Below are 13,606 nucleotides of genomic sequence, written 5' to 3' on the forward strand. Positions count from 1 at the left end.
TTGGTTTTTCCAGCAAAAATTTAACTTCTATGATTATTAATATTGAATGCGTGGTATGTTTTGGTATGAATTATCATTCAATATAGATTGTAGTTGAGTTTAACTTCTTTTAGTGTTGAGCTAAATTCTTGGTTTGATTTAAGATATTCTGTAGGTGGAAGTCCTGTAAATTGAGCGGAAAGCATAATGAGTCGTAGTAGAGAAAAATCTGTAAAGTTTATCAATGTAAGATAGTGAGACTTTCTATCCTCTGCAGAGAACTCATTGGCGTCGCTTAATTTTTCGGAGATAAGCTTCACAATGTTGTAAAAGGTCCTTGTGAGGCCATAAATTTGATCGGTAGGATCAGCCGCCTCTAAGTATGCGTTGACAATTTCGACATCAAAGCTTTCTCTCAAGCGTTCCACTTCTGTTTCAATAACGATAACCGCTTCAACTCCCATTCTTTTGGAAAGGGATTGATATGATACATCGTTAACTTTTAAAGAGTTAAATAGTTCTCTTTGAGAAGCGATCATATGGAATAGCTGGGTTTCAAATGATCGCAGTTTTTCAGTCTTTCTAGTATTTTTTACTTCTTCTCTCAAACCTATGTTCGCTTCATTCTGGAGGCTGAGAGATTTTATGATGAATACCAGCGACGTGAAGCTTAAAATAGGATTGATTAAGCCGCCTACAAAGTCTCCTAGCTGTCCCCATGCTTCTGGCTCATCTGAGATTACATAACTCAACTTTACGTAAAAATTAAGCACGTATGACAAGCAAACGATTGCAATAAGGGTGATCGCGATGAAGATGTATCTATTGGTCTTCATGGAGTCCGGCTACTACATATTTAATGACTTTGTCGTCAAAGCGTTTAATAGGATACACCTCGATTTCCAAATATTTCCAACGTTCTATCTCAATTCCATTGTTGTAGTCTAGATTTTCTGAGAATCTTTTTTTGGTGGCAAACCTAACTTCCCTGTAGACTTTTTCGAAGCCGAATGCGATGGTCTCTTCTTCGTCCTGAATTTGTAAACGTCCATTTCCGGTATTAGTGTTGAATCGTCGTACGGCTGCGATGATAGTTTCTCTCACATCCGAGCGTACCGCCTCCAATGCGTGTGCTGTGGTCTCGTCAAATTCGGCAATCAATATCTTTTGTACTGAGTTTTTTCGAAAGTTAACCTTGACGTCATATCCGAATTTTTTCGAAACTTCATGTGCGTCTTTCATAATTGAAGTTCGTAGTTGTCTGACAAGTCTTTCAGCATTGTCACCGAGACTCTCAACTATTTTTTCCGCTTTTGCGGATAGTTCCTTAGTTTCTAAGTCTAGAGCTTCGTTCATAAAGAAGGCCATCAGCTCTGCGAAAGCCGCATTGCCAATTTTTCGATACTCCTTTTTTAGCTCTTCATCAGAGATGTTCAGGCTGAAGATTTGACCGTAAGAACCCTCGAACGTTTTTTTTAGCATTGTCCGAACATTGCTCTTACTGTTTTTTCGCTGGGGAACATTGCCAGTGAGTAGCGTTTCCGCAATAGTTCTTGTCGCGTCAGAAACACCTTGTAAGGTGTCGAGGCCGGTTTTCATGTCTACTTCGTAGTCAGGTGTCTCAATTACGACGTCGAAATTTATTGCCATGATGCAGTTGTCCTCAGGTGCCAGCAATGCTCACATTGCCCCTAGCTAAAAATCCCGTCCTTGGAAGCCTCCATGCCAACTGTGGATCTCGGCTACCTCAGAAAATAATGGCGCTAGGCCATCTTTTCGTAGTTATACTTTAACCTTTACGTTAGCGCACGTCCGTTTTTAGATTTTACCTCTCAGCTTCAAACCCGTCGGTATGGCGGGCAGCTTCGCGACGGCGTCGAACTTCTGTTTCGGTGATGAACCATCCGAGTACACATCGAAAGTCACCGTGCCGGTTTCATGGCCCACAAGCTCCTTGATCAGCCTGTCTGCCACGTCTGCTCGCACCAACTGGGTGATTACCGTTGCACGGATCGAATGGAACACGCGGGTTCTATCAAAGCCCATGGCCGTCTTCAACCTACCGAATGCTTTGCTCAGTGCATCCGAACGAATCCCGTATTTGTTGTTGCTGTCGGTAGGCACCAGATAGCCGTCCGTGGAAGCTTTGGCGAGTCGATCCACGAGCGCCGTTAGCTTGGGATGCACTGGCACTTGCCGAATGCCTGCAACGGTTTTCGAATCCACGATATCGAACATCTTCACCCCATCGACGGAGATCAGGTGTTCGTTGCGAAGCTGGCACAGTTCCTCGATCCGAGCGCCGGTATATGCACCCAGCTGTATCAAGTCTGGGAGGGCGCCTAGATTCTGTTCCTTCGCTGCTTTGTACAGGGTGCCGACTTCCTCGATGGTGAAAGCCTTCCGTTTTGCGTCAAGCTTGGCCTTGCCTTTGAGTGTAGGTAGCGTGTGTTTCTCGAATGGGTTCACGTGCCCTTTGAAGGTCTGTCGCCACTGTGGCTCATGCTGCATCGCCCATTGCCAGAACTGACTACCGGCAAGCAAATACTGTTGCTTGGTCTTGCTGCTGAGCTTCATGCCCTGTAGCCATGCACTCGCAGAATCAAAGTCGAGCTTGGTGCTGGTGGTTTGCAGATGCTCCGACAGATTCAACAGCTTCGACTCTTGTTGATTCACCGTCTTTAGGGCTACGTGATGCTCAAGCCTGTAAGTGCGGAACGATGCTAAACGCGCTGTCGTGATTGGCGACCGAGCCTTGTAGCTAGCGGGGTCTTTGACCAGTGTTTCCAGTTCCTCGCCCTGCTCGCTGGTGAGCTTGTAGTCAGTGCCAAGGAGCTTTTGCAGCATTTCCTTGAGTCCTCGATTCAGTTCATCCTGAATCTTGATACGTCCCTCGATACCATCCTTGAGGTGATCGCCTACAAGCATCCGTATGGATTCCTTGAACCGGGGGCTGTTCATCAGCTTCGCTTTGAAAGCTGGATCGACATATGGCAAGGGTGGGGCAGGCTCGCCAACGAGTGCTCTCTTCTGGCCGAGCGTCAGCGCATCTAAATCCTCAACAGTCAGAACCACTTCTTCCTGCCAGCCGTCTCCCAGTTGCTTGCCTTCGCGTGCGGCTTTTATCTGGCTCTTCCATGCGTGCAGGATGGGCAATCGGCGGAGTAGGGCTTCTGGGCGTGATCCGGTTTTGAGCGACAGCGATAGAATGCGACGACCACCGAAAGCCTCTCGCACGTCCTTGGGAACATCCATACGCACGTGGTAGGTGCCGCCCTGAAGTTCGAGGTTGTTGGCTTTGGGCATGGTCGATTTCTCCGCTAGTTTCTACGTAATTATTCTACGTAAAATCACCGTGGAAGCCAGTAATTACAGAGTTTGTTGGGCTTCGTGTCTAAGTATGGTGAGTCCCTATCTCTCCGCCATTACATAGAAAAAGCCCCGTAGCTGAAAAGTTACGGGGCTTTTTCGTTTTCCGATGGTGCAGTTCTGATGCACTGGCAACACCTCTAAGCGTGAGATCGGGCGCCTGCCACCGCATCAGTGCCTGGCGCCAGAAATCACGCAAGCCCCATACTTGGATACTCACAAAGCTCGCGCAATTAACGGAGTAGTTGTCACGATGATTTTGGTTGTTGAAGGTATCAGCGCCAGCGGGAAAACCACCTGGTGCGCCAGGCATGGAGGGCAACAGGTCATTGCTGAAAACGGCCGTCTTGAAGATGTGCCGGATCGGAAAAAAGATCCCGTAGAAGCCGCCACTTTTTGGGCAGAGCGAAACGTGGAGCGCTGGCAAAAGGCGCTGGCGATGGAAGACATTTCTTCGTGGGCTTTGTGTGACAGCGACCCCCTCAAGCTCCACTACATTTGGTGTCTTTGGCAGATTGGCGAGGCGAGCGAACGCGACTGGCAATTCGAGTTGAACGCCACGAGAGAAACGATCGCGCAAGGACGAATTGGCTTTGCTGACTGTTACATTGTTGGTCGCATCGATCCTCAGCTTGCGCGCGAGAGAGCCAAAGCCGACACCACCCGTCGACGGAGTGGCTTCGAGCTGCACGTACGCCTGCAGCAAGCACTGCTGACCTGGTACTCAGCCATCAATGAAGTGCTTCCCGGCAGAGTGCGATTCGGTTTCCCTGCAGCAATGCCAACCTTGGAAAACCTTGATGGGCGATATGCATTGGCGGCCTTTGATCAAATGATTGAATTGCTCCCACAACCTGCTGACGTCGCTTAGCCGTACGAAAATTCAGCGCATCCCGAAGAAAACATACCTCCCCAAGACGCTTGATTTACCCACCTTCGTAGTCCTTGTTCTCCTGAGTAATCAACCCAAGCTCCTGGAAATATCCCCTGACACTGAACCCCGCTACCCGGACAGATCTTCATCTACTCTGGTTTTCGCAGATCACGCATCTGTCCTCACCAGTAATCGCAAGGAGCGAACAATGTATTTTGAGATCTACAGGCAGACCCGTGGCACAGAACAGACGGGCAAAGGCCAATGGCGGTGGCGTTTGAGGGCGGGAAACCATGAAACGATTGCCAGCGGGGAGTCCTATATCAATAAGGCTGACTGCGTGCATGCCATCAATTTGATCATCGGGACTGACGGTCAGACTCCGGTTAAGGAAATTTAGATGTCACTCGGTGGAGCTGCTCGATCAGAGCAGCTCCACTGCCAATTTTTTTGGCTTAAGGCTGCGTGTACCCCAGTTTCCTCTTGATCAGCTCGTACACGTCCTGATGGGTGGAGTTGTGCAAGGAGTTATCCTTGCAAGCAGACGCCAGGAAGGTTTTGACCTCTTCCTTCGCATGAGGGTAAAGCCCCGCCACGTAGTCGGCCTCGTGTGCCTGAGTGCAGTTGAAGTGCTTGTCGTCTTTTGCTTTGTCTCTAGCCATGATGAAACTCCTTTCAAGTTCTGATGATTGTTGATGCCAGGGCGTTTATGCCCCAAACGTTGCTGAGCTTAGGGGCAAATTTGAGTCATGTCTGGCGATCAGAAAAATCAGGAAGAAGATGTCAGAAGAAACTGGCGTTCGCCATAGAGTTAAACGAAAAAGCTCAGCAATTAAACAAATCATTGAGCTTTTGTTTCCCGCGATCGTTGCGATTTCCGAGCCTAGTCAAAGCTGCGCCCAATGGCTTCGCCCGTAAAAAAGAAGGTGGTAGAATGGAGTTGCCTCGTAATTTAAGTTAGCGTCTTTCCTATGTGTCGGAACACAATCATAGCAAAGATAAATAATAAACCGGCGATCCACGGCAGAATTAGCTTGTTTCTGAGATTGGTTGGCATATTCGAAAGTTCCTCTGCGTCGATCATTCCGCGTCTCTCAAAATATTTTGGTGCTAAAAACATCAGGGCTATCGGACCGTTTCTTGCGACTTTTCCAAATATTCCAAAGCTTTCGAAAGTTTTTCGATTGTTCTCTACGAATTTGCTTTTCTTTAAGTGACTTTCGGCTAGTTCAGTTAGTTTGTGTGCTGCAATAAAGATCCAAATGGCGGTCAACAGTTGTCCGGAAATTATAGATATCCCGGCGATGATAAAAGTTAAAATACTCATTGTGATGAGTTTTCATAGATAATCTCGCCGAGATTCTCTCCGTTTTCGGCACCGAATTCGCCTGCCGCCCAACCTCCCAAACCTCCACCGACCAATGCGCAGGCGAAAAGGCTACCTCCGAACGTGACTGGACTAAATGCGACAGCGCAACCAGCAATAGCCACTGTGGTTCCGATTGTGCCACCAAGTATTCCACCAGCTATGCCCCCCGCCAACTTGCCACCCTCCGTATATTTGGCCTTTCGGCACTCTTGTTCTCGACCACTGGAGCACGCTGTGTAGATAGATGTCCCGGCTGCTGCGACGTTTAGGCCAACTCCCAGGTATGTGCCTTTTTTTATCAGGCTCGAAGCTTTCGCCACACCGCTGATCGTGTCCGCGTAGCCCGTGATGATTCCCTTATGTAAAAAGCTCTTGGTAGAGATCCCAAGCATATTTTTGATTGGACCTTGGTTCCGCATCCCTGAACCATAGCCCGCAAAGCTTTTCAATTGTCTGTCGAGTTTGTCAAACAGCACTCTGCGCCTTGAGTAAAAATCATCTCTACTCTGCTTTGTACCACTCCTCAATTGTTCGTTATGTGCTGCTTCAATATCGAGCAGGGTGCTCTGGATGCCCTCAAGGTGTTTGCTCCATGCACCACCCACCGTACCAATACCAAGTGAAGAGTAGCCGAGCATTTTAGTCAAAAATTGGTGGTTTTCAATTAGGAAGCCATCACTTTGCATTCCGTTTGTCATTAGTGCGATATGGGTTTCAGAAGCTTTTCGCATATAAAAAGCTTCTTCAGTCGTACAAGACGGGGTCGAGTTATCCCCGATAATTACAATCTCACCCGGCAATACCACGGTGTTGAAAATATGCGCGTTCAGAATGTCGAATTTTCGGCTCGCATTTTTTCCAAGCTGTAGATTCGATTTCAAATACGAATAGGGTTGCACTCGTGGATTAATAAAGCTGTAGACCTCAGACATAAGTTAACGCCTCAGGAATATTTTCTGTTATTAATTCGGTCCCAACCACCTGCGACGTTACCTCCCCCAGCGCCATCCGCGCGTTTTTGCTGAGTGTAAGTCGTTTTGATACGCCCATAGTTCAAACTGATCGTTTCGGTTGGGACGCCATCGTTCGCAACTTGCGAGTAATTTGAAATAATCACTTCTTCAAGTGTGATCTCAAAATATTTTAATTTATCTCCGCCCGCCCTGTGTAGGGACAAAACTACTTCTTTCAGGTGCTCGCCTGCACAGCTGGCTTCGATCAGCTTGCAGCTGGATTTGTCCAGAAGTTTGGTAATGGTTAAATCGGTGACGGTCGTTCGACCTGAGGAAGCCCCTCCCGCGGAGCTTGCGGTAGCCGAAGTGCTCTGATGGGTGCCAAAGCTGTAACCTGTAGTTTCTATCCAGTCCTTGTGCTGCTCATCCAGAGCTTCACCGGGAATACCTTCTATCTTCAGGTATGCGTCGAATGCCATTTCCTTTTGTCCTTGTCGTGATAATTATTTAACAGTGAATCATTAGGATCTCGTGGGCGCAGATCTTAAGTGTTAAATAAACTCCCGCCAGTAGTTGGGAAAAATCAGGAAGTGACTGTAGGAAAAAACTTCGTTCCCCCATCTAAAAAAAAGCCCCGAAACTAACAAAGCTCCGAGGCCTTTCCATCGCATCCACTCCGTCAAAACGTAGGCGGCGTAATCACCCAAATCACCACCGCATCCACGTCCCCAGGATTGCCATACCGATGCGGCTCCTGACTGGAAAAACTGAAACTATCTCCCTCACTCAACTGAAAGTGCCGTTCCCCCACCCACAACTCAAAACTCCCCGACAGCAAATACCCGGCTTCTTCCCCTTCATGGCTGTAACTTTGCTGGCTGTAGGTGCCGGGCGGAAAACGTGAGTGCAGCATCTCCAATTGCCGGTTCGGTTGCGGTGTCAGCAACTGATCAACAATCCCGTCTTCGTAATGCACGCTCATTCGCGTGTTCTTGCGCACCACCACACCATTGTCCTCCGGCGCGGTGTTGGCTTCGCTGGCGAAGAACCACTGGATGGTCACGCCCAGGCTGCGGGCGATATTGAACAGGGCAGGGATGGAGGGGTAAGCCAGGTTGCGTTCTAGCTGGCTGATGTACCCCGCCGTCAGTTCGCTCATTTGCGCCAGTTCAGCCAGGGTCATGCCCCGGCGTTTGCGCAGGCCGCGAATGCGCGTACCCAGGAACTGCGGCTCTGCCGGGGAGCTGTCCTGTGTGGGCGCGCTGCGGGCAGGCGGCATCTTGCTGCTGTTGCTCATGGCGTGCTCCGAACCGGGGTGAGGCTCGCGCGCGAGCCTGCGTGTAAAAGCCCCGGAGTATAAAACAGGCTCAAAGCTCCCAGGCGACTTTCAAACCTTCGTAAATCGCCTCTTCGGCGGTGCGCGGTGCCAGGCAGTCGCCGATGCGCCGAATCTCCACCAGGCCTTGCAGTTCTGCGCCGAGGGTATCGACGGGTTGATGTCCCTGACAGAGCACCAGCGTGTCGACGTTTTCGAACAGCATCGGCTCGCCGCTGGCGGTGTGCTGCAGGTAAACGGTGTTGTCGTCGCAACCATACAGTCGCGCATACGGCGTAATCGGAATGCCCAGTTTGTGCAGTTCGCCAGCCAGTTGATCGCGCACGTACAGCGGCAGGTTTTCCCCGCAGTGCGTGCCGTTCACCGCGAGTTGCACCTGATGCCCTGCGCGGACCAATCGTTCGGCAATACCGGGGCCGATCCAGTCGCAACGCCAATCGACCACCACCACCGAACGCCCGATCTGCACGTCATCGCGCAGTACTTGCCAGGCGTCTACAACCTGCAACTCGCCGCCGCGTTCGAAGGCCGGCCAATAAGGCTCGGCGCCTGTCGCGACGATCACCATGTCGGGGCGCTCGCGCTCCACCAATGCCCGGTCGACACGGGTGTTGCGCACGACGCGTACGCCGGCCAATTCCATCTCCCGTTGCAGGTTGGTGCTGGCGCCGCCGAATTCACTGCGCCGGGGTAAAAGCTGCGCCAGCAGAACCTGGCCGCCCAGCTGCGAACTGGCCTCATAGAGGGTGACGTCGTGCCCACGCTGAGCGGCGACCGCAGCGGCTTTCATCCCGGCAGGTCCGCCGCCGGCAATCATGATGCGTTTACGCTGCCCCGTGGGTTGCTGCTGGCCAAAGATCAGCTCGCGCCCGGTCTCCGGAGCTTGAATGCAGGAGATCGGCAGACCTTTATGGAAGTGGCCGATGCACGCCTGATTGCAGGCGATGCACGCCCGTACATCCTCGACGTGCCCGCTGTCGGTCTTGTTGGGCATTTGCGGGTCGCAGATGAGTGCGCGGGTCATGCCGCAGACGTCGGCCTGACCGCGCGCCAGGATCAACTCGGCTTCCTGAGGTTGATTGATGCGTCCGGTGACGAACAGCGGGATCGACAGGCTGGCCTTGAACGTCCCTGCCTCCTTGGCCAGGTAGGCGGCTTCGATGGCCATTGGCGGCACGATGTGCACTGCGCCACCCAGCGACGCCGATGTTCCCGCGACGATGTGCACGTAATCCAGCAGTGGTTGCAGCGACTGTACGGCGGCCAGGGATTCGTCCTCGGTCAGCCCTTCGGGATCCCGCTCATCGGCGGAGATGCGCAGGCCAATGATGAAATGTTCGTCGGTGCTGGCGCGCACTGACGCAATCACTTCACGCAGGAAACGCAGTCGCTGTTCCAGCTCGCCGTTGTAGCCGTCGGTGCGACGGTTGACCCGCGGGTTGATGAATTGCGCCGGCAGATAGCCATGGCTGGCGACCACTTCCACGCCATCGATCCCGGCCTGATACAGACGTTTCGCCGCAGCACCGTAACCGGCGACGATCTCGTCGATCATCACCTGATCCAGCGCCCGTGGCATCACCCGAAACCGCTCGTTGGGCACCGCTGAAGCGGAGTAGGCAACCGCCAGCAGGCCATCACTGGATTCCATGATCTCACGCCCCGGATGGAACACCTGCGACAGCACCACCGTGCCGTGTTCATGACAGGTTTGCGCCAGTTTGCGGTAACCCTCGATGCACGCGTCATCGGTGGCCATCAGCACGTGGGAGGTGTAACGGGCGCTGTCATGCACACCGGCCACTTGCAGCACGATCAGCCCGGCACCGCCTTCAGCTCGCGCTTTGTGGTACGCGATCAATTGATCATTGACCAGATTGTCGGTGGGCATCGAGGTGTCGTGACCGCTCGACATGATGCGGTTTTTCAGGCGTTTTCCACGCAACTGCAACGGTTCGAAAAGGTGCGCAAACGCGCTGGACGAGGTCGGCATGGTGCAGGTACTCCAGGCAGGCTGAAGCCGAAAGGCCGTTTTTCGGCAATTATTATTTTTCTATAAGAATTTACCTCCAGTAAAAAATCAACAGATTTCTTTACTGGTGGCTTTTTGTCGGATCAACGGGCAGAAGTGTTCGAGCGGGTTGTAATAACGAACTTACATGCTGTTACTTGACTTACACAGGACGATCAAATCTCAACATCTTAGTGCTATTCATGACAAGAACAGCCTGCCTAACATTGTCGGGTAGAGGCGTGACAGACAACAATAATAAACAAAGCCCTGAGGTCTACAATGAAGCTGCGTTCCGTATTAGGTGTCGTTGTCTTTTCGGTGTCCGGAAGTTATTTGAAAGTGCAGGCGGAAGAATCCTCTGGTGGTTTTATTGAGGACAGTACGGCAAAAATTATCGCAAGAAACATGTATTTTAATCGAAACTCGCTGTCCCATTATCCCGATGCTCGAGGATGGGGGCAGGGTTTCCAGATGGACTATCAATCCGGATTTACCCAAGGGCAGGTCGGATTCGGCATTGATGCAAGTGCCTACACCGCTTACAAACTGGACGGTGGTCGCGGTACGGTTGGAACAGGGATGTTTCCTGCTGACGGTGACGGTGAAAGAACCGAGTCATCAACATTCAATGCGTCGGTAAAAATGAAAGTGTCGAACACGGTTTTAAAGTACGGCGACTTGCGTCCTTATAACCCGGTGTTCGCAACGCCCGACCTGCGACTGATGCCCATGACCACCCGAGGCATCCAGTTGTTAAGTGATGATATCGACAAGGTCAGCATTGATATCGGGCACTTTTACTCCTCAAGAGGCTATACAAGCACTGGCCACGACGGTGGTTTCATTGCCGGCTACGCCGGGGTAGAAGCCGGCGATGTGGATTACGCCGGTTTCACTTACACGCCTGTGGAAGAAGGCAGCGTCGGCTTCTATACCTCTCGTGCGCAGGATCTGTGGCGCCAGTACTACGTCAACGGAAATTACAGCCTGGCGTTGGGTACCGAACAATCCCTGAGCTTCGACTTCAACCTGTATCGCTCTCTGGATGAGGGCCAGGCTCGCGCCGGAGACATCAACGTAACGGCCTGGTCGCTATCGAGCGCTTACGCCAATGGTCCGCACACGGTCACGGCGTCTTATCAAAAAATTCATGGCAGTCAGCCGTTCGACTATTTGGCGGCGTCGGATGGTACTTTCATGGACTCTATCTACCTGGCCAACTCTTCGCAGTACGGGGATTTCAACGGTCCCGGGGAACAGTCGGTTGGATTAGCGTATGAATATGATTTTGGCTCGACGGGTTTCTTACATACCACGTTGTCGTTCAAATATATTTATGGGTTTGATATTGATAACGAAAAAGTCGATCCGGATGGACTCTATGCATACTTCGCTCATGCGGATAAGCAAATAGAGCGAGATGTGGACCTTAAGACCGTTGTTGAAAGTGGTCCGTTGAAAGATCTGTCTGTTCGAGTGCGGTATGCCGATCACGCTTATACGGGTGACAGCGTCAAACAGCTAAGAATCATCACCCAGTACCCGATCGATATTTTTTGATGTGTGTGGCTGCGTCCTATAAAAATAAAAGAGGTTTCACATGAAGAGCTTTCAGATCAAATCCATCGCATTGGCGATAACGCTCTCGTCGCTGGCGTTATCCGCGCACGCCGATACCCTATACATCCATGCCGGTCGCTTGATTGATGTAGAGCGGGGCAAGGTGCTCAACGATCAGCGCATCAAGGTGGATGGCGATCGCATCGTGGCCGTGGAACCGTGGAGCGCGCCACCGGCCGACAGCCAGGTGATTGATTGGTCGACCAAGACTGTCTTGCCGGGACTGATCGATATGCACACGCATATTTCCGACTGGGACATGACCAACAACGTGGCTGAACCGCTCCTGCACTCGCCTCAGGATGTAGCGTTGATGGGCGCCAAACATGCCTACCAGACACTGCGCGCAGGCTTCACGACGGTGCATGACCTGGGCACCTACCGGGCATTTACCGACGTCGCACTGCGCGATGCGATCAATGCCAACCGCGTGTTGGGCCCACGCATGAACGTCGTCGGGGCTTACATCACAGTGGCGGGCGGCGGTGGCGAGGTGACAGGTTTTGCACCCGGCGTGGAGATCCCAGCAGACATGCGAGTCGGTGTCTACAAAGATGCCAACGACGCAAAACTCAAGACCCGGTATATGTTTCAGCACGGCGTAGACACCATCAAAATGATGGGCACCGGCTCTGTGCTGGCCGAAGGTACCGAGCCGGGCCAGATGGAAATGACCGAAGAAGAAATGCGCGCCGTGGTGCAGGAAGCCAAGGTTCACAAGAGCTACGCCACCGTCCATGCCCATGGCGCAGAGGGTATCAAGGCCGCCATTCGCGCCGGCGTGAAATCTGTTGAACATGCCTCGCTGCTGGATGATGAAGGCATAAAAATGGCGAAAGACAACGGCACTTACCTGGTGATGGACATCTACAACGGTGACTACATCGACGAAGTGGGCCACAAGGAAAACTGGCCTGAGAGTTACCTGCGCAAGAACACCGAAACCACCGATGTGCAGCGCCAGGCCTTTCGTAAAGCCGTCAAGGCCGGGGTGAAAATCGCCTACGGCACCGATGCCGGTGTGTACCCGATTGGCACAAACGCAAAACAGTTTGCGTACATGGTGAAGTACGGCATGACCCCTATGCAGGCTATCCAGTCCGCAACCGTGGTGGCCGCTGACCTGCTCAATTGGCAGCAGGATGTTGGGGCCATCAGTGCCGGTCGATTTGCCGACCTGATTGCCGTGGACGGTGATCCAATCGCAGACATCTCGATCCTTGAGAAAACGCCCGTTGTCATGAAGGGCGGTGCGATTGTTCCTCCAAACATACTTCCCGATATGTAAACACGATCAACATCTGGAGTCGGCGAGGGTAGTTGCTGTACAGTCGTTCAGTTCGTGAACGGCTCGCTCAGGGCTCAACTCTCGCCTCCAGGAACGTCCTCCAATGACACAGGAAGTCCGATTCTCCAGAATGGCGCCAGAACTGCGCAAAACCAATCTCATCGAGGCAACGCTCGTTTGCCTCAAGCGCCATGGCTTTCAGGGCGCCTCCATACGCAAGATTTCCGCCGAGGCCGGTGTCTCCGTCGGCCTCATCAGTCATCACTATTCCGGCAAAGACGAACTGGTCGCAGAAGCCTATCTGGCGGTGACCGGCCGGGTCATGGGCTTGTTACGCGCCGCGATGGAGCAGGCAGCACCTAATGCCCGCGAGCGTTTTTCGGCCTTCTTCCGGGGCTCGTTTTCCGCTGAACTGCTGGACCCGCAACTGCTCGATGCCTGGCTGGCGTTCTGGGGCGCGGTGAAGACGGCGGAGGCGATCAACCTTGCGCACGAACACTCCTACGGCGAGTACCGCGGCATCCTGCGCAAAGTGCTGAACGAACTGGCACAGGAGGAGGGCTGGGAAAACTTTGATTCCGACCTGGCGGCCATCAGCCTCAGTGCATTGCTCGACGGCTTGTGGCTGGAATCCGGACTGAACCCCGGCACCTTCACCCCGGAACAGGGCATCCAGATTTGTGAAGCCTGGGTCGATGGATTGCAAGCCGGCGGTCGACAGAGATTTTGCGTCCAGACGACGGGCTGTTGATCGATCGTTCAGCAGTGGATACTCTCTGGCGCCAGTGCAGGAAAAAACTCTAA

14 protein-coding genes are annotated in these 13,606 nt (G+C 52.3%); 5 read left to right on the forward strand and 9 right to left on the reverse strand.

Going from position 1 to position 13,606, the window contains the following annotated elements; genetic code table 11:
- Positions 1-77: 77 nt before the first annotated feature.
- The 3 genes from ACA063_RS06820 to ACA063_RS06830 all read right to left on the reverse strand — a co-directional run bounded on the left by ACA063_RS06820 (position 78) and on the right by ACA063_RS06830 (position 3,285).
- Positions 78-815, reverse strand: coding sequence for a hypothetical protein (locus tag ACA063_RS06820; protein WP_497665261.1), 738 nt, complete (start codon positions 813-815; stop codon positions 78-80).
- Entirely contained in the window at positions 802-1,629 is an 828-nt protein-coding gene (locus tag ACA063_RS06825) for a hypothetical protein (protein WP_497665262.1), read from the reverse strand. The genes ACA063_RS06820 and ACA063_RS06825 overlap by 14 nt, the downstream gene beginning before the upstream one ends.
- 168 nt (positions 1,630-1,797) lie before the next feature.
- Complete coding sequence (locus tag ACA063_RS06830) at positions 1,798-3,285, reverse strand: tyrosine-type recombinase/integrase (protein WP_497665263.1); 1,488 nt, start codon at positions 3,283-3,285, stop codon at positions 1,798-1,800.
- Positions 3,286-3,601: 316 nt separating this feature from the next.
- On the opposite strand from ACA063_RS06830, the gene ACA063_RS06835 reads away from it, so the two are divergent.
- Together ACA063_RS06835 and ACA063_RS06840 are read left to right on the forward strand one after the other, a co-directional pair.
- Entirely contained in the window at positions 3,602-4,219 is a 618-nt protein-coding gene (locus ACA063_RS06835; protein ID WP_497665264.1) for a hypothetical protein, read from the forward strand.
- A gap of 211 nt (positions 4,220-4,430) precedes the next feature.
- The gene (locus ACA063_RS06840) at positions 4,431-4,622 is read left to right on the forward strand and encodes a YegP family protein (RefSeq protein WP_497665265.1); all 192 of its coding nucleotides are present in this window, start codon (positions 4,431-4,433) and stop codon (positions 4,620-4,622) included.
- 55 nt (positions 4,623-4,677) lie between these two features.
- On the opposite strand, the gene ACA063_RS06845 is transcribed toward ACA063_RS06840, so the two are convergent.
- The 6 genes from ACA063_RS06845 to ACA063_RS06870 form a co-directional block, all read right to left on the reverse strand.
- Positions 4,678-4,884 carry a hypothetical protein gene (locus ACA063_RS06845; RefSeq protein WP_497665266.1) on the reverse strand — a complete coding sequence of 69 codons (207 nt, stop codon included), beginning with the start codon at positions 4,882-4,884 and terminating at the stop codon, positions 4,678-4,680.
- A gap of 290 nt (positions 4,885-5,174) precedes the next feature.
- Complete coding sequence (locus ACA063_RS06850) at positions 5,175-5,549, reverse strand: hypothetical protein (protein ID WP_497665267.1); 375 nt, start codon at positions 5,547-5,549, stop codon at positions 5,175-5,177.
- Positions 5,546-6,523 carry a hypothetical protein gene (locus tag ACA063_RS06855; protein ID WP_497665268.1) on the reverse strand — a complete coding sequence of 326 codons (978 nt, stop codon included), beginning with the start codon at positions 6,521-6,523 and terminating at the stop codon, positions 5,546-5,548. Before ACA063_RS06855 ends, ACA063_RS06850 begins: the two co-directional genes overlap by 4 nt.
- Before the next feature lie 11 nt (positions 6,524-6,534).
- Positions 6,535-7,023, reverse strand: coding sequence for an Hcp family type VI secretion system effector (locus ACA063_RS06860; protein WP_162439476.1), 489 nt, complete (start codon positions 7,021-7,023; stop codon positions 6,535-6,537).
- Positions 7,024-7,223: 200 nt separating this feature from the next.
- A complete protein-coding gene (locus ACA063_RS06865) occupies positions 7,224-7,823 on the reverse strand; it encodes a cupin domain-containing protein (RefSeq protein WP_497666481.1) in 600 nt (199 codons plus the stop codon).
- Between the two features lie 88 nt (positions 7,824-7,911).
- A complete protein-coding gene (locus tag ACA063_RS06870) occupies positions 7,912-9,873 on the reverse strand; it encodes an oxidoreductase (RefSeq protein ID WP_497665269.1) in 1,962 nt (653 codons plus the stop codon).
- Between the two features lie 300 nt (positions 9,874-10,173).
- Between ACA063_RS06870 and ACA063_RS06875 the strand changes: the two genes are divergently transcribed.
- The 3 genes from ACA063_RS06875 to ACA063_RS06885 all read left to right on the forward strand — a co-directional run bounded on the left by ACA063_RS06875 (position 10,174) and on the right by ACA063_RS06885 (position 13,553).
- Positions 10,174-11,454 (forward strand): OprD family outer membrane porin, encoded by a 1,281-nt coding sequence (locus ACA063_RS06875; RefSeq protein WP_497665270.1) that lies wholly within the window; start codon positions 10,174-10,176, stop codon positions 11,452-11,454.
- A 40-nt stretch (positions 11,455-11,494) separates the two neighbouring features.
- The gene (locus ACA063_RS06880; protein WP_497665271.1) at positions 11,495-12,802 is read left to right on the forward strand and encodes a Xaa-Pro dipeptidase; all 1,308 of its coding nucleotides are present in this window, start codon (positions 11,495-11,497) and stop codon (positions 12,800-12,802) included.
- A 103-nt stretch (positions 12,803-12,905) separates the two neighbouring features.
- A complete protein-coding gene (locus ACA063_RS06885; RefSeq protein ID WP_162439479.1) occupies positions 12,906-13,553 on the forward strand; it encodes a TetR family transcriptional regulator C-terminal domain-containing protein in 648 nt (215 codons plus the stop codon).
- Positions 13,554-13,606: the final 53 nt, after the last annotated feature.

This window comes from Pseudomonas sp. LBUM1643 (assembly GCF_059716215.1).